We start from the raw sequence: 19,141 nt of genomic DNA on the forward strand, positions 1-19,141 counted from the left end.
CCGGGCCGCCCCACCCTCCTGCGCCGGGCCCGGTCAGCGCCGGTCCAGCTCGGCGAACTGGCCCGGCTCCCGGCCCGGGCCGGCCGGCCCGCGGTAGGCCTGGGCGATGTCCAGCCAGTGGTCGGCGACCGCGCCGGTCGCCCGCAGCGCCAGGTCGTCCCGGTGGCGGCGTCGGCAGACCAGCAGGCAGAAGTCCCACGCCGGGCCGGTCACCGTCTCCGTCGCGTCCTCCGGGCCGAAGGTCCACACCCGACCGGACGGCGCGGTCAGCTCGAAGCGCAGGGCCGCCTCCGGTGGCGTGAGCCCCCGGGCCAGGTAGCCGAAGTCCCAGGTGCGGACGGCGAAGCCGACCAGGTGCCCGATCCGGTCGGTCGGCGTGCGGCGGACCTGGAGCGCGTCGGCGATGTCCTGCCCGTGCCCGAACAGCTCCATCATCCCCGCGGCGGCGAGGACAGCCGGCGGCAGCGGCCGCACCAGCCACGGCACCAACTGGGTGGGCGGCACCGCGGCGAGGGCCTTCTCGGCGGTGGTCCGCTCGGCACGCCACCGCTCCAGCAGCACCTCCGGCGGGTCGGCCAGGTACTCCGACAGGGCCGCCTCCACGTTGCCGTTGAAGTCGCCGCTGAGCCGGGACACCACCGCCGTGAAGGCGTCCGGCTGGGCCGCCGCCATCCCGGCCAGGCGGAAGGTGGCCGCCAGATGGGCGATCTGGTGCGCGACCGTCCACCCCGGAGCGGGGGTCGGCAACGCCCACCGCTCGGGGGCCAACCCGGCCACCAGCCCGTCGACCTCCCTACCCTCGGCCACCAGGGCGGCCATCACGTCCTGCTGCTGATCGGTCACGTCGTACCCCTTCCGGTCGTCCGGCTGTCGAGGTGGGCGGGCCCGGGCTCGCCCGGCTCCGCCCCTGGGCTGGTCGGCGGCCCGCCGAACTCGGCCGGCAGGCGCCAGGCCCGCGGGCGGCGCGGGTCACGGACCGCCAGAAGGGTGACGGCGCCCAGGACCACCACCGCGTTGACGAGGAGCAGCACCGCGCTGAGCGGGTCGATGCGGTGCGCGTGGGTGTCCAGGAGTTCGGCCGTGGCCCGGTCGAGCGCCGGCCCGGCCGGTGCCGGCGGGCGGCCGGTTCCGACGCTGAACCGCAGCGTCCCGCGGCTCTGGCCGCCGTCGCGGAGGCCGACGTGCCAGGCGACGGTCAGGTCTCCGGTCAGCCCGGCGGCGAGCGGCTGCCGTAGTGTCCGCCGCCCCGCCCGCTGCGGTTCCCCGGTGCTCACCACGGCCGCGTCGCCGTCGAGGACCGTGACGTGGGAGTCGGCGAGGTCCGGCTCGCCGGCGAAGGTCAGCTCGACCGCCGCCGGCGCCGTCGCGAGAGCCGCCCCGGCGGCCGGGTCACTGCCGGCGAGCCGCTCGTCGGCGCGGGCGTCAGCCGGGCCGGCGAGTCCCTCGTCGGCACGGGCGGCTCCCGGTGTCGCCGGGACGGCGAGCGCGGCCAGGGCGACGACCGCCAGGACGCGCGTGACCCGGCCCATCAGGCCGGGGCCGGCGCCGCCGGCACGCCCAGGGCGCGCTTCTGCGCCGCCAGGCAACTGCACGACGCCGCGTGCAGCTCCGGGTCGGACGGGCGCAGGTGCCGGTACATCGCGATCACCATCGGGATGAAGACCACGCTGTTGTAGAACAGGTGCAGCTCGACCCGGCCGACGAGCAGTTGGACGACGCTGGTGGGCACCGCCTGGCCGAACAGGTACGTCCCGGTCTGCGCCTGCACGAACAGCAGCAGGTGCTCGATGTGGTGCCAGAACTGAAGCGCCAGCGCCACCGTCCACCAGGTGCGTGAGCGGCCGGTGAAGCCGGGCCGCAGCAGGAACAGGCCGACCAGCATGACCAGCGCGTAGCCGTAGTGCAGCCATTCCGAGCTCACCAGCCACGGGAACCACTGCCCGAGGACGCCGCGGGACTGCGGCCGGGGCATGCCCAGCACCCAGATCTGGTACGCCTGCACCAGGTGCTCGGCCCAGTGTCCGATCACGATGGCCAGGTAGGCGGTGAGCGCCGCCCGGTGGTGCCGCCCGTTGAGCCGGTGGATGAGACCCTCCCGACGCGAGGTGCTGCTGACGGTGGTCATGCGGAATCCGTCCCTCCTGGCTAGTGCTTTCCCGGCCAGGCTATCGACGCTTCCGAACCGGTTCTTCTTCGAATTTGCGCAGTTTCCCGCAACGGTCGCCGCGCAATTCCCATCGCAATTTTCGCCGGTTCGTCACGAGCCCCGGGAGCCTTTCGGTGGGCCCGGGGCGACCGCCGGCTGCGCACGTCCGAAGATGCGTCCCACGAGCGGCGGGCGCAAGCTGTAGCCGCGGAGAACGGTGCCGTGGGCGCGGAATCGGCCGTGCTGCTCCCGGCCGTCAGTCACGTTCCGCCCCGGCGCTGTCCGGCCACCCGGACCGGTTCTCCCGTCGCCTGATCCCGACGCATGTGAAAGGAGGGATGACCCGTGCACGACAGCGCCCAGGACGACGTGACGACAATGACGTTCGAAGCATTCGCCGACACCATTCTGCCGGGGGAGAAGCGCTTCCCCGGTGACGTCACCGTGGCCGGCGCGGCCATCGGTGGCGGCGCGGTCGCCTCCGGGGCCGTCGCGGTGCTCCGCACCGACGAGGGCGGCATGGCTCCCGCGCTGGACAACCTCGCCGAGGCGCTCAACGGGCACGCCGGCGGGTACGCGGCCGAGCGCGGTCTGAGCCTCGACCCCGCGGTGCCGCCGTTCGTCGCGCTCTCCTTCCCCGACCGCACCGAACTTGTCGCGCGGCTGACCGCACCCACCCATCCCGAGCGGGACATCTGGGTCAGCGTGGCGATGTTCAGCACGATCGCCTTCGACGCCGCGGCGCACCTGCACACCGTCGACGCGCTCGCCGCCGGGCATCCCGGGATGACGACGATGGGCTTCAAGCCGCCGCAGGCGGACGGCCTGTGGCGCTTCCCGGAGTTCTCCTACGGCCGGCAGCTCGCCCACCCCCACCCCGACACGACACCCTCAGGGAGCCCGGCATGACGGCCATCGAGAGCACCGACGTCGTGGTGGTGGGCAGCGGGTTCGGCGGCGCGATCACCGCGTACCACCTGGCCGCCGGCGGCGCCCGCGTGGTGGTGCTGGAGCGCGGGCCGTGGCTGACCGGGCAGGACTTCGACCAGGACTTCAAGTTCGGCGCGTCCTCCACCCGGGCCTTCGACTTCACCATCGGCGACGGCATGAGCGTGCTGGCCGGCAACTGCGTCGGCGGCGGCAGCGTCGTCTACTTCGCCGCGATGCCGCGCGCGCCGCGTTTCGTCTTCGAGCGGCACGGCAGCATCGGCCGGCGCATGTGGCCCGCCGCCATCAGCCGCGACACCCTCGAACCCTGGTACGACCGGGTCGCCGAGGCGCTGCCCGTCACCCGGCAGGACTGGCCGGACGTGCCGTACGCGGGCGGCCTGTGGGCGGCGGCCTGCCACCACGCCGGGCGTACCGCCAACCCGGTGCCGGTGGCGATCGACAACGAACGGTGCGTCAACTGCAACTGGATGATGTCCGGCTGCCGGTTCGACGCCAAGCGCTCGCTGCTGCTCAACTACCTGCCGGCCGCGATCGCGCACGGCGCCCGGATCCGGCCGCTGCACGAGGTGCAGCGGCTGGAGCGGACCGACGCCGGCGGCTACCGCCTGCACTACACCGTGGTCGACGACGTCGACTACCGGGTCGAGGTGGGCGGCGGCGCGATCGACGCGAAGATCGTGGTGCTCGCCGCGGGCGCCGGGGCAACCCCGGTGATCCTGCAACGCTCCGCCGACACGCTCGGCCCGATGCCGGCCGCCGTCGGCCGCTACTTCTCCGGCAACGGGGAGCGGCTGAACACGGCGGTCGTCGACGAGGACCGGGTGCGTGAGGTGCTGGGGCTCAGCCGCTCCGACGGGGTGCCGTACGAGGCGTACCAGATCGGCAAGGGGCCCTGCGTGGCCACCTGGGACCGGCTCGACGGGTCGCTGCCGGAGTACCTCCGCTACTCGCTGGAGCAGCTCTACTTCCCGCCCGGCTTCGGCACCATCCTCGCCCAGGTGCCGGACGCGACCGGGCCCACCTGGTTCGGCGCGGAGAAGAAGGAACTGCTGCGCCACTGGAAGTCCTGGTTGACCATCTTCACGATGAGCGAGGACGACAACGAGGGCGTCTTCGGCCCGCCGCCGCCCACCGGCAACGCCGTCCGGGTCTCCCAGCAGATGCTGGGCCGGGGGGCGCTGCGCTACCGGCCCACCGAGAACACGCTGCGCGGGTGGGCCGCCTCCGACGCCGAGGTGCGGGACATCCTCGAACGCGACGGCCTGGCCCGCGTCATGCCGTGGACCAACGACGTGGTCGGCGCGTACACCGTGCACCCGCTGGCGTCCTGCCGCATCGGCGACGACCCGGCAACCTCGGCCCTGGACGACCGGCACGAGCTGCGCAGCCACCCCGGCATCTTCGTCACCGACGGCTCGGCGGTGCCGGGTGCGCTGACGGTGAACCCGGCCATGACCATCGCCGCGCTGGCCGAGCGGGCCGTCCCCGCCATCGTCGAGGCGGCCCGGCAGCGCGGCGTCGCGGTGCGGTACGGCGCGCCCGCCCCGGACGGCGCGACCGCCGGCCGGGACGCGGTGCTGCCCCTGGTCGGCGGCCGGGCCGCCCGGTAGGCCGGCGGGGTCGGCGGGGTCGCTGTCCCCGACCCCGCCGGCCCGCGCCCCGGCGTCGTGCCCCGCCGAGCGTCCATCCACCGGCGGGCGACCACAACGAGGAGGGCACCGTGGTCAACAGGTTCGCCCGGGCCGCCGTCCGCCGCTCGCTGGGGCGGGTGCGGTACGTCCGCCCGGTCGCCCCAGCGTCGGCGCCGCCCGCCGTGCGCCGGGTGTACGACCCGCTGGAGCGCGAGTTCGGCGTCCTCGCCCCGCCGGTGGCGCTGCACGCGCCGCAGCCGCGGGCGCTGGCCGCGGCCTGGGTGATCCTGCGCGAGACGCTGGTGGCCCGGGGCCGCTGCACCCGCGCCGCCCGGGAGGCGGTCGCCGCGGCGGTCTCCCTCGGCAACGCCTGCCCGTACTGCGTCGACGTGCACACCTCCACGCTGCACGGCCTGGTCCGCGGGCCGGACGCCGCCGCGGTCGCCGCCGACCGCGTCGACGCCGTCACCGACCCCGCCGTCCGTGACCTGGTGCGCTGGGCGCGGGGACCGGTAACCGGGGACCCGCCGCCGTTCCCCGCCGAGCAGGTCCCCGAGCTGGTCGGCGTCGCGGTGGCGTTCCACTACCTGAACCGGATGGTGAACGTCTTCCTGGACGGCTCGCCGCTGCCGCCGGCCGTGCCCGGCCGCCTGCGCGGCGGGGCCCGCCGTCTCCTCGGCGCGATGATGGGCCCGGCCGCCCGCCGCGAGTCCCGCCCCGGCACCGCGCTGGACCTGCTGCCGCCCGCGCCGCTCCCGCCGGACCTCGACTGGGCGGCCGGGCATCCGACCGTCGGGGCGGCGATCGCGCGGGCGTCCGCGGCGGTGGACGAGCTGGCCGGGGCCGCCGTCCCGGCCGCCGTGCGGGACCTGGTGGGGGAGCGGATCGCCGACTGGGACGGGAGCCCGCCGGGCATCAGCCGGGCCTGGGTCGGCGACGCCGTGGTCGGGCTGCCGCCGGCGTACCGGCCCACGGCGCGGCTGGCGCTGCTCACCGCGATGGCCTCCTACCAGGTCGACGACGACGTGGTGGACGACCACCGGCGCCGGGTGCCGGGCGACGCGGACCTGCTCGCCGTGACCGCCTGGGCCAGCCTCACCGCGGCCCGGCGGCTGGGCGCCCGGATGGCGGGGGCGCGGCGGCGGCCAGCCGACCGGCCTGGCGCGGGCTGATCCGGCCGGTCGCGGCCAGCCAGGACACCGTGTCGGCGACGGTCCGCTCGAACGGCACGGCCGCGCCGTCCAGCAGCCGGTCGGTGGCGGTGGTGTCCACCGGCCCGGCCACCGCGCAGGTGTAGATGGCGCCGTACTCGGCGGGCAGGTGGACCGGCGTGACGCGCTGCACCAGCCCGGCCAGCAGGCCCACCGGCAGCATCGCGGCGGCCGGCAGGCGTACCGCCGGCAGCGCCCGGCCGGTGACCCGGCGGAGCACGTCCAGGTACTCCCGCGTGTCCACGTAGCGACCCGGGCCCAGGTACCGGCGCGGGCCCCGCCCCGGCTCCAACACCGCCGCGTGCAGCCGGGCCACGTCCCGTACGTCGCCGACCGGGAAGCCGCCCCGCGGCCACAGCGGCATCAGCCCGCGCAGGGCGTTGCGCAGTCGGGCGGTCTGGTCGCCCAGGTGCGGGTCGTGCGGCCCGAGCGCCGCCAGCGGGTACGTCACGACGACCGGCGCGCCCTCGGCCTGGTGCCGCCGGGCGACCCGGTCGGCCCGTGCCTTGCTGTCCAGGTACGTCTCCCGGGGCGTGCCCACCTCGGCGTCCGGGGTGATCGGTGTCCGGCGGGCCGGCACCAGGGCACCGAAGCTGGAGACGTGCACCACCGGGTCCAGGCCGGCGGCGACGGCGGCCCCGAGCACCAGCTCGGTGCCGCGGACGTTGACCGCCCGCATCCGGGCGTGGTCGCGGGTGTCGAAGCTGTAGACCGACGCGGCGTGCAGCGCCGCGGCGCAACCGCGGACGGCGGCGGCCACCGCGTCCGGGTCGGTCACGTCGCCGGTGACCACCTCGACCGCCGCCGGCCCGATCCCCAGCGGCTCCAACGCCACCGGGACCCGCGCGGGGTCCCGGACCAGCAGGCGCACCCGGTGCCCGGCGGCGAGCAGCGCCGCCACCGAATGCGACCCGACGAAGCCCGTACCCCCGGTCACCAGCACCGTCATCGTGACCTCCTCCGGTGTGCGGCCCGTCCGGCGATTATCGGCGGGCGGACGGTGGCGGGTGTTCTCGCAACGTGCGGCGTTCGACCAGCACCGTCCACAGTCGACCGGGCTGCGCAATCTGGAATATCCACACCGGGGGGACGATCCCGCATCCTTGGGTGAGTACGTCGTTACACACCGTCGCCGTGCGGTCGTGCCACCGTGCCGTGGTCCGTTGGCGAACACAGGGGAGGCAGGCAATGGTTGCCGGACGGGTGGTCTCGTCGGTCGTCCAGCGCCAGGTCAGGTACGTCCGGCCGGTGCCCGCGCCGGAGGCCGCGGGGGCGGTCGGTGCGGTCTACGCCCAGGCCGCCGAGGAGCAGCGCATCGTCAGTCCTCCGGTGCTGCTGCACTCGCCGGCGCCGCCGGTCCTGGCCGCGTACTGGATGCTCATGCGGGAACCCCTGCTGGCCACCGGCCGTGCCGGCCGCCTGGCGAAGGAGGCGGTCGCCGCCGCCGTCTCGGTGGCGAACATCTGCCCGTACTGCGCGGACATGCACAGCACCGGCATGTACGACCTGAGCGACGCGGGTGACGCCGAGGCGATCGTCGCCGACCGGGTCGAGCAGGTGCGCGACGACGCGGTCCGGCAGGTGGCCGGCTGGGCCCGGTCGGCGCACCTCGCCGACCTGCCGGGCGCCGCCGACGCCCCGTTCGAGGAGGCGGACCGCCCCGAGCTGGTCGGCGTGCTGGTCTCCTTCCACTACCTGACCCGCATGGTCAACGTCTTCCTCGCCAACTTCCTGCTGCCGCCGGGCCTGGGGCCGGCCGCCCGGCGCCGGCTCAAGCAGGGCATCAGCCGGCTGCTCCGGCCGACGCTGCGTGAGCCGTACCCGCCGGGCCGCTCGCTGCCCCTGCTGCCGCCGGCGGACCTGCCCGCCGACGCCCGGTGGGCCGCCGGCAACCCGACGGTGGCCGCGGCCGTGGCCCGCTCCTACGCCGCCTTCGAGGCGGCCGGCGAGCGGACGCTCGCACCGGCGGTGCGCGACCGGGTGCTCCGCCGACTGGACGACTGGCGCGGCGAGGAGACCGGGCTCGGCCGGCAGTGGTGCGAGGACCTGGTCGCCGACCTGCCCGCCGCCGACCGTGCCGCCGGCCGTCTCGCCCTGCTCACCGCGCTCGCCTCCTACCAGGTCGACGAGGAGGTGGTGGGGGAGTTCCGCGCCCACCACCCCGACGACCGCAGCCTGGTGGAGGCGGCCGCCTGGGCGAGCTTCGTGGCGGCCCGCCGGGTGGGCAGTCACCACGTGCCGCGGGCGCGCCTCGCCGGCCGCTGACCGGTTCCGCAACGGCGGGCGCCCCGGTGCGCCGCCCGCCACCGATCCCGGGGAGGATCCATGGCAACCGCAGTCGGTTCCGTGCGCCGCCTGCTGCTGGCGCCGGCCCTGGCCGAGGTCTCGTTCCGGCGGCGGGGCTTCCCGGCGACACCGTCGGCGACCACCGAGCGGCTGGAGGCGGTGCCCCGGGCGGTGATCTGCGGCTTCGAGTGGGGCGTCGACACCCGCGAGCAGTGGGAGCTGGAACGGCGCCTGGAACTGGTGGACGAGGAACTGCGCGGCTTCGCGTACGAGGGCGCCACGATGGCGTGCACCGTGCTGGACGTCATGCCGGGCCGGTCCGACCGCACCCGCTCGCTCCTGCTCGGGCCCGGGCGGCCGCACGTGTTCCTGGCGTACATCGGCATCGGCTTCGCCATGGCCCGGCTCCCGCGGATCCTCTGGCGCAACGTGCTGCCGGACCTGACCGGCATCCCGTACCACCCGACGATGAGCTGGCTGGCCGTCGACGGGTACGGCTTCGACCGGGCCTACTTCGACACCGCCCGGGTCGTCGACCGGCAGGAGCGGCTCGCCCGGTACCCGTGGCAGGGCGCGGCGGAGTACTTCCCCCGCGCGGTGGACCAGGGGATCGGCCGTGCCCTGTGGTTCATCCACGGTGGACACGTTCCCGACGTGGCGGCGGCGGTCGGCCGGTTCGCCGCCGACCGGCACCCGGACCTGTGGAGCGGCGTCGGCCTCGCGGCCACGTTCGCGGGCGGCTGCGACGCCGGGCCGCTGCACCGTGCCGCCGGCGAGCACGCGCCGGACCTCGCCCAGGGCGCGGTGTTCGCGGCGAAGGCCCGCTCCTGGTCCGGGTGCGTCCCGGAGCACACCCGCGCGGCCCTGCTCGGGCTGACCGGGATGACCGTGGAGGCGGCCGCGGAGTTCGCCGACGAGGTGGCCGTCTCCGGTGCCGCCGAGGGGCTGGTGCCGCCGTACGAGATCTGGCGGAGCCGGGTGCGGGCGCGATTCCACGCGGCGTCGGCGCGCGGTTGACCGCGCCGCGTCCGCCGCCATTGGCGACGACGCCCGCGCATTGGTGGGTACCGGCACTTTCCGCTTCCGAAACAATTGCCAGAGGTCGTTTCTCCAATTCGCACAGTCGAAGAAGACATGACACGTCGACCGCTGGCAGCATTTCATCCACAGTCGTCAGAGGACGAGCGCGTCCTCGGTTGGGGGAGACCGTGACCAGTGCCTGGCGTACGCTGAGACGTCGCATTCTCACGCCCGACATGTCCGCCACGAACCTCGACGTGCGCGGATTCAAGGCCAAGGATCCGGCGGCGCGGGAATTGCTCGAAACGATCGGGCGTACCTTTCTCACCGGCTATTCATATGCCGCCGAGACGCCCGAGCACGGTCCGTTGTCGCAGCGGCTCGACCAGATCCCGACGCGATTTCGCGGGTTCGCGTACGAGGGCGCGGCGATGGCTCTGGCGGTGCTCGACGCGTTGCCCGGCCGGAGCCGGCACGTGGCGCGGTTCCTCACCGGCCCTGGCGATTCCCACGTGTACATGGCGTACGTCGGGGTGGGCTGGGCGATGGCCCGGCTGCCCCGGTTCCGCTGGCGGACGCTGGCCGCGCCCGACCCGCTGCTGCGTTGGCTGGCGCTGGATGGCTACGGCTTCCACCAGGCGTACTTCGCCACCGACCGGTACGTGCACGGCCAGTACCGGGAGCCGGCCTTCCCGTGGCCGCCCGGCGGCGCCCACCGGGGCTACGCCGACCGGGCGATCGACCAGGGCATCGGCCGGGCGCTGTGGTTCGTCTGCGGCACCGACGCCGAGCGGGTCACCGAGACCATCGAGGGCTTCGCGCCGGAGCGCCGGGCGGACCTGTACAGCGGCGCCGGCCTGGCGGCCACGTACGCCGGCGGTGCCGACGAGGAGGAGCTGCGGGCGTTCTGGCAGCGCGCCGGTGAGCACCGCACGCAGGTCTCCCAGGGCAGCGTCTTCGCCGCGTCGGCCCGGGTCCGGGCGGGGCTCGTGGTCCCGCACAACGAGGTGGCCACGCGGGCGCTGTGCGGCATGAGCGTGGCCGAGGCCGCCGACCTGGCCTACCTGCGCCGGCCGTCCGGCGAGGTGCCGGGCGGGCCGCCCGCGTACGAGGTCTGGCGGCAGGCGGTGGCGGACGAGTTCGTCGTGATCGGAAGGAACTGACAGATGTCGATGACAGTGGGATGGCTGCGCCGCCAGCTGGCCGGGGTGCTGGCCCTCGTGCTGATGGTGGGCCTGTTCTTCGCCTCCCGGCTGCCGTACGCCTCGGCCGACGAGCGGGAGGACCTGGCGGACCGGTACCGGTTCGCGCCGACGACGGTCTCGCTGCCGGGCGGTTTCCCGCAGCAGACCATCCGCCGGGTCAACCAGGACTACAAGAAGATCGACGCGTGGATCTCGTCGGTCGGCTCCGCGATCGCCATGAACGACCTCGACGGCGACGGCCTCGCCAACGACCTCTGCGTCACCGACCCCCGCACCGACCAGGTGAGCGTCACGCCGGTTCCCGGCCGCGGCGGCGACCGGTACGCGCCGTTCGCGCTGCGCCCGGACCCCCTGCCGATGACCACGCCGATGGCGCCGATGGGCTGCGTGCCCGGGGACTTCAACGAGGACGGCCGGACGGACCTGCTGGTCTACCTGTGGGGCCGGACGCCGATCCTCTACCTCGCGAAGGCCGGCGTCACCGGGCTCTCCGCCGCCGCGTACCAGCCGACCGAGCTGGTGCCCGGCAACCCCGCCCGGTACGAGGGCCCGCTGTGGAACACCAACGCCGTCGCGGTCGACGACTTCGACGGCGACGGTCACGTGGACATCTTCGTCGGCAACTACTTCCCGCACAGCGCCGTCCTCGACGACACCGTCAAGGGCGGGGTGCAGATGAACGACTCGATGTCCCACGGCGTCAACGGCGGCGAGGACTACGTCCTCCGCTTCACCGGGGGCACCGGCGGCGCCACCCCGACGGCCACCTACGAGCTGGTCGAGAACGTCCTGCCGTTCGCGGCGTCCAAGGGCTGGGCCCTCGCGGCCGGCGCCAACGACCTCGACGGCGACCAGTTGCCCGAGCTGTACGTCGCGCACGACTTCGGCCCGGACCGGCTGCTGCACAACCGTTCCACCCCGGGCAACATCAGGTTCGCGCTGGTGGAGAGCGCGGTCGGCCGCGCCCTGGTCCCCAAGTCCAAGCGGATCGGCGTCGACTCGTTCAAGGGCATGGGCGTCGACTTCGGCGACCTGGACCGCGACGGCCGGTACGACATGTTCGTCAGCAACATCACGACCTCCTTCGGCATCGAGGAGAGCCACTTCGCCTTCATCGACACGGCGAAGGACGACGCCGACCTGCGCCGGCAGTTCACCGCGGGCCGCGCCCCGTACACCGACCGGAGCGCGCCGCTCGGCCTCGCCTGGTCGGGTTGGGGCTGGGACGCCAAGCTGGCCGATTTCGACAACGGCGGCGAGCTGGTCGTCGCCCAGACCACCGGCTTCGTCAAGGGCGACGTGAACCGCTGGCCCCAGCTCCAGGAGCTGGCCACCGCCAACGACGAGCTGCTGCGGCACCCGCTGTGGTGGCCGAACGTCAACGCCGGCGACGACATCGGTGGCAGCCAGCGGCTGCACTTCTTCGCCAAGGGCCCGGACGGCCGGTACGTGAACCTCGCCGGCGAACTGGGCCTCGACATTCCGGTGCCCACCCGCGGCATCGCCACCGGTGACGCCGACGGCGACGGCCGGCTGGACTTCGCGGTGGCCCGGCAGTGGGACGAGCCGGTCTTCTACCACAACCAGAGCCCGTCGCCCGGCGCGTTCCTCGGGCTCCGGCTGATCCACGACGGCCCGGCCGCGCCGGCCGACGCCGGGCTGCCGGCACCGGGCTCACCGGTGGTGGGCGCCCAGGTGCGGGTGACCACCGCCGACGGGCGGACCTTCATCACCCGCGTCGACGGCGGCAGCGGCCACTCCGGCAAGCGCAGCCACGAGGCGCACGTCGGTCTGGGCCGGGACGTCACCGGCCCGGTCCGGGTGGACCTGCGGTGGCGCGACCGCACCGGGCAGGTCCGGCAGCAGGAACTTCAGTTGACCCCGGGCTGGCACACGCTGCGGCTCGGCTCCCAGGCCCAGGAGAGGTGAGCGACATGACCGCGACCCCGACCGCAGCGCCCCGCCACGACCCCAAGGTGATCACGGCGCTGCGCAACTTCGCGATCTCGATCACGGTGTTCAACATCTTCGGCTACACCGTGCTGGGCTTCGAGCAGCCCTGGCTGTGGCCGTTCGTCGCCCTGGCGACCGGCTACTCGATCGAGATCGTCCTGGAGGCGGTGGGCGCCCGGGCGGAGGGCCGCCGGCCACGCTACCTCGGCAACGGGCTGCGCGGGCTGGTCCAGTTCCTCTACCCGGCGCACATCACCAGCCTCGCGATGAACATGCTGATCTACGTCAACGACCAGATCCTGGTGCTGATCTTCGGCGTGGCGGTCGCGATCGGCGCCAAGTGGGTCCTCCGCGCCCCCTTCAAGGGCCGGATGCGGCACTACATGAACCCGTCGAACTTCGGCATCGCGGTGATCCTGCTGCTCTTCCCGTGGGCCAGCATCGCCCCGCCCTACCACTTCACCGAGCACATCACCGGCTTCTGGGACTGGTTCGTGCCGGCGATCATCATCGTCGGCGGCACCATGATCAACGGGAAGCTGACCGGTCGCATGTGGCTCATCGCGGGCTGGGTGTCCTTCTTCGTCCTCCAGGCCGTCATCCGCGGCGTCGTGCTGGACGTCTCGATCACCGGGGCGCTCGCCATGATGACCGGCACCGCGTTCGTGCTGTTCACCAACTACATGGTCACCGACCCGGGGACCAGCCCGTCCCCGCCCGCCGCCCAGTTCGCCTTCGGCGCCGGCGTCGCCGTCGTCTACGGCCTCCTCACCGGCGCCGGCATCGCGTACGGGATCTTCTTCGCCACCGCCCTGGTGTGCCTCGCCCGCGGCGGCTTCCACTGGGCGCTGCACTTCGTCAACCAGGCCCGCGAACGCCGCGATGCCCAGGCGGGCCCGTCCGTCACCCGGGCGCCGACCGTACCCGTCGTCGCCGCCCCCGAACACGGCAAGGAGGTCGTGCCGGCATGAGCAGGATCGCCATCGTCGGGATGGCCAACCGTTACCCCGACGCCACCTCCCCAGGCGAGCTGTGGGAGAACGCCGTCGCCGGCCGCCGCGCCTTCCGCCGCCTACCGGACGTGCGGATGCGGCTCGACGACTACTGGGACCCGGACCCGGCGACACCGGACCGCTTCTACGCCCGTACCGCCGCCGTCATCGAGGGGTACGAGTTCGACCGGATCGCCTACAAGATCGCCGGCAGCACGTACCGGTCCACCGACCTCACCCACTGGCTGGCGCTGGACGTCGCCGCCATGGCGCTCGCCGACGCCGGTTTCCCGATGGCCGAGGGGCTGCCCCGCGAACGCACCTGCGTCGTGGTCGGCAACAGCCTCACCGGCGAGTTCTCCCGCGCCAACCAGCTGCGGCTGCGGTGGCCGTACGTGCAGCGCATGGTGGCCGCCGCGCTCAAGGAGCAGGACTGGGACGACGACCAGCTGGCCGCGTTCCTGGCCGACTTCGAGGCCCGCTACAAGGCGCCGTTCCCCGGCATCGACGAGGACACCCTGGCCGGTGGCCTGTCCAACACCATCGCCGGCCGGATCTGCAACCACTTCGACCTCAAGGGCGGCGGGTACACGGTGGACGGCGCCTGCTCGTCCTCCCTGCTCTCCGTCGCCACCGCCTGCAAGACCCTGCTCGACGGCGAGGTCGACGTGGCGGTGGCCGGCGGCGTGGACATCTCGATCGACCCCTTCGAGATCATTGGCTTCGCCAAGACCGGCGCGCTGGCCCGCGACGAGATGCGCGTCTACGACCGCAGGTCCAACGGCTTCTGGCCGGGCGAGGGCTGCGGGATGATCGTGCTGATGCGCGAGCGGGACGCCCTCGACGCCGGGCACCGCGTCTACGCCACCATCGCCGGCTGGGGCATCTCCTCCGACGGCAAGGGCGGCATCACCCGCCCCGAGGTCAACGGCTACCAGCTCGCGCTGCGCCGCGCGTACGAGCGGGCCGGGTTCGGGATCGACACCGTCGGCCTGTTCGAAGGGCACGGCACCGGCACCGCCGTCGGCGACGCCACCGAGCTGAAGGCCCTCTCGCTGGCCCGCCGGGCGGCCGACCCGCGCGCTCCGAAGGCCGCGATCAGCTCCGTGAAGGGGATGATCGGCCACACCAAGGCGGCCGCCGGCGTCGCCGGCCTCATCAAGGCCGCCATGGCGGTGCACCACGAGATGATCCCGCCAGCGATCGGCTGCGTCGACCCGCACGAGCTGCTCACCGCCGACGACGCCGCGCTGCGGGTGCTGCGCCGGGCCGAACCCTGGCCGGGGGACACCCCGGTACGCGCCGGCATCACCGCGATGGGCTTCGGCGGCATCAACACCCACGTGGTGTTGGACAAGCGGGAACCGAAGCGGCGCACCAGGATGGACAGCCGCACCCGCAACCTGAGCCGCTCGGTGCAGGACGCCGAGCTGCTCGCCGTCGACGCCGAGTCGGCCGGCCTACTGCGCGACCGGGTGCAGCAGCTGCTGGACTTCGTCCCCCAGGTGGCGTACGCCCAGCTCGGCGACCTGGCCGCCACCCTGCACCGGGAGCTGCAGGACCGGCCGTACCGGGCGGCGGTCGTGGCCTCCTCGCCGGAGGACGCGGAGCGCCAGCTGCGGCGCGTCCGGGACGCCCTGGACGCCGGCGAGACCCGGCTGCTCACCGCCGACGGGCGGGCGTTCTGCGGGCACGTGGTCGAGGAGGGCCGCATCGGCTTCCTCTTCCCCGGCCAGGGTTCCGGCCGCGGCACCAGCGGCGGCGCCCTGCGCCGCCGGTTCGGCCGGGCCGAGGACGTGTACGAGCGGGCCGCCCTCCCGACCAGCGGCGACATGGTGGCCACCGCGGTCGCCCAGCCCCGCATCGTCACCGGGTCCATGGCCGGCCTGCGGGTCCTGTCCGACCTGGGGGTCGAGGCGCGGGTGGCCGTCGGGCACAGCCTCGGCGAGCTGTCCGCCCTGCACTGGGCGGGCGCCATGGACGGGGAGACCCTGCTGCGGGTCGCCGCCGTACGCGGGCGCACCATGGCCGAGCACAGCGCCTCCGGCACCATGGCCAGCCTGGCCGCCTCGCCGGACGCGGTGGCCGGCCTGCTGCCCGGCCACGACGTGGTCGTCGCCGGCTACAACGGCCCGCAGCAGACGGTGGTCGCCGGACCGGTCGACGCCGTCGAGGCGGTGAGCCGGGCCGCGAAGGACGCCGGCATCAACGCCACCCGGCTGTCCGTGTCGCACGCGTTCCACTCCCCGCTGGTGGCACCCGCCGCCGCGGCCTTCGGCGAGCGGCTGGCCGAGGAACACTTCGGACCGGTACGCGAGCCGGTGGTCTCCACCGTCACCGGCGAGGTGCTCGCCCCGGACACCGACGTCCCGGCGCTGCTGCACCGGCAGATCACCGACCCGGTGCTCTTCGCGCAGGCCGTCGCCCTCGCCGCGAAGGACATCGACCTGTTCGTCGAGGTCGGCCCCGGCCGGGTGCTCAGCGGCCTGGCCGCCGCGGTGACCGACGTGCCGGCCGTGGCGCTGGACACCGACGACGAGTCGCTGACCGGCCTGCTGCGGGTGGTCGCGGCCGCGTACGTCACCGGCGCCGCGGACGTCCACCCGGGCCTGTTCCACGGCCGGCTCATCCGGCCCGTGCAGCTCGGCCAGCAGTTCAGCTTCTTCGCCAGCCCGTGCGAGGCGGCTCCCACCGTCGACGTCCGCCCCGTCGCGGCGGGGGCGCCGGTCGAGACCGAGCCCGCCGCACCGGCCGGGAGCGGCGAGTCCGGCCTGGAACTGCTGCGCCGGCTGGCCGCCGAACGGGCGGAGCTGCCGCTGGAGATGGTGCGCGACGACAGCCGGCTCCTCGACGACCTGCACCTCAGCTCGATCACCGTCGGCCAGGTGGTCAACCAGGCCGCCCAGCAGCTCGGCATCGGTGCCGCCGAGACGCCGACGAACTTCGCCACCGCCACCCTGCGGGAGCTGGCGGAAGCGTTCGACGAGCTGCACCGGACGGCCCGCCCGGCCGACGCCGAGCAGCGGCCGGTGGTGGCCGGCGCCGCGCCGTGGTCCCGGCCGTTCCGGCTGGACCTGGACCCGGTGCCACTGCCCGCGCGCGGCCCGGCCGAGGAGAACGGCCACTGGCGGGTGTACGCGCCGGACGGCGACCCGCTCGCCGAGAAGCTGCGGCGTGGCCTCGAACGCGGCCGGGTCGGCTCCGGCGTGCTGGTCTGCCTGCCCGCCGACTGCCAGGAGGAACACCTGGACCTCGCCCTCCAGGGTGCCCGGGCCGCCCTGACCGGCCAGCTCGGCGACCGGTTCGTCGTCGTCGAGCGCGGGCGCGGCGCGGCCGGCCTGGCCAAGACGCTCCGGTTGGAGGCACCCCAGCTCCGGGTGACCGTCGTGCACGTCCCGACCGACGGCGTGGCCGCCGAGCGGGTGCTGGCCGAGGTCGCCGCCACCGAGGAGTTCGCCGAGGTCCACCACGACGAGCAGGGACGGCGGCTCGTCCCGACCCTGCGGGCCATGCCGGTACGAGCGGCGCGGCCGGTGCCGCCGCTGGACGGCGGTGACGTGCTGCTGGTCACCGGCGGCGGCAAGGGCATCACCGCGGAGTGCGCCATCGTGGTGGCCCGCGACACCGGGGCGCGGCTGGCCGTGCTCGGCCGCTCCGACCCGGCCGCCGACGAGGAGCTGGCCGCGAACCTGCGACGGATGAGCGAGCAGGGGCTCACCGTCCACTACGCCCGCGCCGACGTCACCGACGCCGGGCAGGTCCGGGCGGCGGTGGCCGAGGTGACGGCCGCGCTCGGCCCGGTCACCGGCGTGCTGCACGGCGCCGGCCGCAACGAGCCGGCCGCGCTCACCAACCTCGACCGGGACGCGGTCCGGCGGACGTTCGCGCCGAAGATCGACGGCCTGCGGGCGGTGCTGGACGCGGTCGACACCGGCCGGTTGAAGGCGCTCATCACGTTCGGCAGCATCATCGGTCGCAGCGGCCTGCGCGGCGAGGCGCACTACGCGATGGCCAACGACTGGCTCGCGGACCTCACCACCGAGTTCGGCCGCCACCACCCGGAGTGCCGCACGCTCTGTCTGGAGTGGTCGGTCTGGTCGGGGGCCGGGATGGGGGAGCGGCTGTCGGTGGTCGAAGCCCTCGAACGCGACGGCGTCACGCCGATCACGCTCGACCAGGGCGTGGCGATCATGCGCCGGCTGCTGGTCGACGCGGACGCCCCGCCGGTCGTCGTCGTCAGCGGCCGTACGCAGGGCATCGACACGGTCCGGCACCACGTGCCCGACCTGCCGCTGCTGCGTTTCGTCGACCGGCTGCCGGTCCACTACCCCGGCGTCGAACTGGTCTCCGAGACCACGCTCAGCGCGGACACCGACCGTTACCTTCCCGACCACCTGCTCGACGGCAACCTGCTCTTCCCGGCCGTGTTCGGCATGGAGGCGATGGCCCAGGTCGCGACCGCGCTGACCGGTCGCCGGTCGGTCCCGTTGATCGAGGCGGCGGAGTTCGCCCGGCCGATCGTGGTGCCGCCGGACGGCAGCACCACCGTCCGGATCGCCGCGGTCGTGACCGACGACGACACGGTGCAGGTGAGCATCCGCAGCGCGGAGACCGGCTTCGCCGCCGACCACTTCCGCGCCCGCCTGCGCTTCACCGACGCCCCGGCGCCGGACGGCCCGCCCGAGCAGGTCGGGCCCGGGCTGCCGGACGTCCCGCTGGCGCCGGACCGGGACCTGTACGGCGACGTCCTGTTCCAGGGGCGGCGGTTCCAGCGGCTGCGCCGCTACCACCGCGCCGCCGCCCGGGACGTCGACGCGGACCTCGCGGTGCACCCCGACACGGACTGGTTCGCCGGCTTCCTGCCGGCCGAGCTGATCCTCGGCGACCCCGGCGTGCGGGACGCGCTGATGCACGGCAACCAGGTGTGCGTCCCGCACGCCACGTTGTTGCCCGCCGGCATCGAGCGGGTCCACCCCGGCGGGGCGGCCCTGGCGGCGGCGGGGGAGGTGCGCTACTGCGCCCGCGAACGCAGCCGCGACGGGGACACCTACGTCTACGACATCGCCGTGCGGGACGCCGACGGGCGGGTCCTGGAGCGCTGGGACGGGCTGCGGTTGCAGGCCGTCCGCAAGCGCAGCGACCTGCGCTGGGTGGCGCCGCTGCTCGGGCCGTACCTGGAACGGGAGTTCGGCGACCTGCTGGGCGTCCCGATCGCGGTGGCGGTCGAGCCCGACGCCCCCGGCGACGGCGGTGCCGGCGCCGCCGGTCGGGGCCGCACCGCCCGCGCCGCCGGCCGGGCCTTCGGCCGCGCGGTCGACGTGCGGTACCGGCCCGACGGGCGCCCCGAGGTCGACGGCGACCGGCAGGTGTCCGCGGCGCACGGCGCGGGGCTCACCTTCTGCGTGGTCGGCCCCGGCCCGCTCGGTTGCGACGTGGAGCCGGTGACGGCCCGCCCGGCACCGGAGTGGGACGGGCTGCTCGGCCCGAACCGGGGCCTGGCCGACCTGGTCGCCGCCGAGACCGGCGAGGATCTCGCCGTCGCGGCGACCCGGGTCTGGACGGCGACGGAGTGCCTCCAGAAGGCGGGGCTGCCGCAGCGCTCGCCGCTGGCGCTGCACTCCACCGGCGACGGGCGGGTGCTGCTCGCCTCCGGGGACCTGCGGATCGCCACCGCGCCGGCGACCCTGCGCGACCAGGCCGCGCCGGTGGTCTTCGCGGTGCTGACCGGAAAGGACGGGTGACGCGC

13 protein-coding genes are annotated in these 19,141 nt (G+C 74.7%); 9 read left to right on the forward strand and 4 right to left on the reverse strand.

The window, feature by feature from the left end:
* Positions 1-33 precede the first annotated feature (33 nt).
* The 3 genes from ACN26Y_RS20020 to ACN26Y_RS20030 are packed head-to-tail and all read right to left on the reverse strand — an operon-like array spanning position 34 to position 2,125.
* A complete protein-coding gene (locus ACN26Y_RS20020) occupies positions 34-819 on the reverse strand; it encodes a TIGR03084 family metal-binding protein (RefSeq protein WP_155334185.1) in 786 nt (261 codons plus the stop codon).
* A 20-nt stretch (positions 820-839) separates the two neighbouring features.
* A complete protein-coding gene (locus tag ACN26Y_RS20025) occupies positions 840-1,529 on the reverse strand; it encodes a copper resistance CopC family protein (RefSeq protein ID WP_196255635.1) in 690 nt (229 codons plus the stop codon).
* A complete protein-coding gene (locus tag ACN26Y_RS20030) occupies positions 1,529-2,125 on the reverse strand; it encodes a hypothetical protein (RefSeq protein ID WP_196255636.1) in 597 nt (198 codons plus the stop codon). The genes ACN26Y_RS20025 and ACN26Y_RS20030 overlap by 1 nt, the downstream gene beginning before the upstream one ends.
* Positions 2,126-2,524: 399 nt before the next feature.
* Here ACN26Y_RS20030 and ACN26Y_RS20035 point away from each other — a divergent pair, with 399 nt between their 5' ends.
* The 3 genes from ACN26Y_RS20035 to ACN26Y_RS20045 all read left to right on the forward strand — a co-directional run bounded on the left by ACN26Y_RS20035 (position 2,525) and on the right by ACN26Y_RS20045 (position 5,900).
* The gene (locus ACN26Y_RS20035; protein ID WP_196255927.1) at positions 2,525-3,055 is read left to right on the forward strand and encodes a DUF5987 family protein; all 531 of its coding nucleotides are present in this window, start codon (positions 2,525-2,527) and stop codon (positions 3,053-3,055) included.
* Positions 3,052-4,707, forward strand: a complete 1,656-nt coding sequence (locus ACN26Y_RS20040) for an FAD-dependent oxidoreductase (protein WP_155331757.1) — start codon at positions 3,052-3,054, stop codon at positions 4,705-4,707. Before ACN26Y_RS20035 ends, ACN26Y_RS20040 begins: the two co-directional genes overlap by 4 nt.
* 110 nt (positions 4,708-4,817) lie before the next feature.
* Positions 4,818-5,900, forward strand: a complete 1,083-nt coding sequence (locus ACN26Y_RS20045; protein WP_422733260.1) for a carboxymuconolactone decarboxylase family protein — start codon at positions 4,818-4,820, stop codon at positions 5,898-5,900.
* Here ACN26Y_RS20045 and ACN26Y_RS20050 read toward each other — a convergent pair.
* Positions 5,824-6,888 carry an NAD-dependent epimerase/dehydratase family protein gene (locus ACN26Y_RS20050; protein ID WP_155331759.1) on the reverse strand — a complete coding sequence of 355 codons (1,065 nt, stop codon included), beginning with the start codon at positions 6,886-6,888 and terminating at the stop codon, positions 5,824-5,826. The genes ACN26Y_RS20045 and ACN26Y_RS20050 overlap by 77 nt on opposite strands.
* A 239-nt stretch (positions 6,889-7,127) precedes the next feature.
* On the opposite strand from ACN26Y_RS20050, the gene ACN26Y_RS20055 reads away from it, so the two are divergent.
* The 6 genes from ACN26Y_RS20055 to ACN26Y_RS20080 all read left to right on the forward strand — a co-directional run bounded on the left by ACN26Y_RS20055 (position 7,128) and on the right by ACN26Y_RS20080 (position 19,136).
* A complete protein-coding gene (locus ACN26Y_RS20055; protein ID WP_155331760.1) occupies positions 7,128-8,204 on the forward strand; it encodes a carboxymuconolactone decarboxylase family protein in 1,077 nt (358 codons plus the stop codon).
* 60 nt (positions 8,205-8,264) lie between these two features.
* The gene (locus ACN26Y_RS20060) at positions 8,265-9,242 is read left to right on the forward strand and encodes a DUF1702 family protein (protein ID WP_155331761.1); all 978 of its coding nucleotides are present in this window, start codon (positions 8,265-8,267) and stop codon (positions 9,240-9,242) included.
* Between the two features lie 191 nt (positions 9,243-9,433).
* Positions 9,434-10,408: a DUF1702 family protein gene (locus tag ACN26Y_RS20065; RefSeq protein WP_422733261.1), complete on the forward strand. Its 975-nt coding sequence runs from the start codon at positions 9,434-9,436 to the stop codon at positions 10,406-10,408.
* Positions 10,409-10,411: 3 nt separating this feature from the next.
* Positions 10,412-12,379 (forward strand): CRTAC1 family protein, encoded by a 1,968-nt coding sequence (locus ACN26Y_RS20070; RefSeq protein ID WP_155331762.1) that lies wholly within the window; start codon positions 10,412-10,414, stop codon positions 12,377-12,379.
* A gap of 5 nt (positions 12,380-12,384) precedes the next feature.
* Positions 12,385-13,374, forward strand: a complete 990-nt coding sequence (locus tag ACN26Y_RS20075; protein WP_155331763.1) for an enediyne biosynthesis protein — start codon at positions 12,385-12,387, stop codon at positions 13,372-13,374.
* Entirely contained in the window at positions 13,371-19,136 is a 5,766-nt protein-coding gene (locus ACN26Y_RS20080; protein WP_422733262.1) for an SDR family NAD(P)-dependent oxidoreductase, read from the forward strand. Before ACN26Y_RS20075 ends, ACN26Y_RS20080 begins: the two co-directional genes overlap by 4 nt.
* Positions 19,137-19,141 lie beyond the last annotated feature (5 nt).

Source organism: Micromonospora sp. WMMD558 (assembly GCF_049315255.1).
GTDB lineage: Bacteria > Actinomycetota > Actinomycetes > Mycobacteriales > Micromonosporaceae > Micromonospora.

Coding starts and splice junctions, on each gene's coding strand:
- ACN26Y_RS20080 (WP_422733262.1), top strand. CDS start 13,371: ATGAGCAGGATCGCCATCGTCGGGATGGCCAACCGTTACCCCGACGCC.
- ACN26Y_RS20035 (WP_196255927.1), top strand. CDS start 2,525: ATGACGTTCGAAGCATTCGCCGACACCATTCTGCCGGGGGAGAAGCGC.
- ACN26Y_RS20050 (WP_155331759.1), bottom strand. CDS start 6,888: ATGACGGTGCTGGTGACCGGGGGTACGGGCTTCGTCGGGTCGCATTCG.
- ACN26Y_RS20040 (WP_155331757.1), top strand. CDS start 3,052: ATGACGGCCATCGAGAGCACCGACGTCGTGGTGGTGGGCAGCGGGTTC.
- ACN26Y_RS20025 (WP_196255635.1), bottom strand. CDS start 1,529: ATGGGCCGGGTCACGCGCGTCCTGGCGGTCGTCGCCCTGGCCGCGCTC.
- ACN26Y_RS20060 (WP_155331761.1), top strand. CDS start 8,265: ATGGCAACCGCAGTCGGTTCCGTGCGCCGCCTGCTGCTGGCGCCGGCC.
- ACN26Y_RS20075 (WP_155331763.1), top strand. CDS start 12,385: ATGACCGCGACCCCGACCGCAGCGCCCCGCCACGACCCCAAGGTGATC.
- ACN26Y_RS20030 (WP_196255636.1), bottom strand. CDS start 2,125: ATGACCACCGTCAGCAGCACCTCGCGTCGGGAGGGTCTCATCCACCGG.
- ACN26Y_RS20070 (WP_155331762.1), top strand. CDS start 10,412: ATGTCGATGACAGTGGGATGGCTGCGCCGCCAGCTGGCCGGGGTGCTG.
- ACN26Y_RS20055 (WP_155331760.1), top strand. CDS start 7,128: ATGGTTGCCGGACGGGTGGTCTCGTCGGTCGTCCAGCGCCAGGTCAGG.
- ACN26Y_RS20020 (WP_155334185.1), bottom strand. CDS start 819: ATGGCCGCCCTGGTGGCCGAGGGTAGGGAGGTCGACGGGCTGGTGGCC.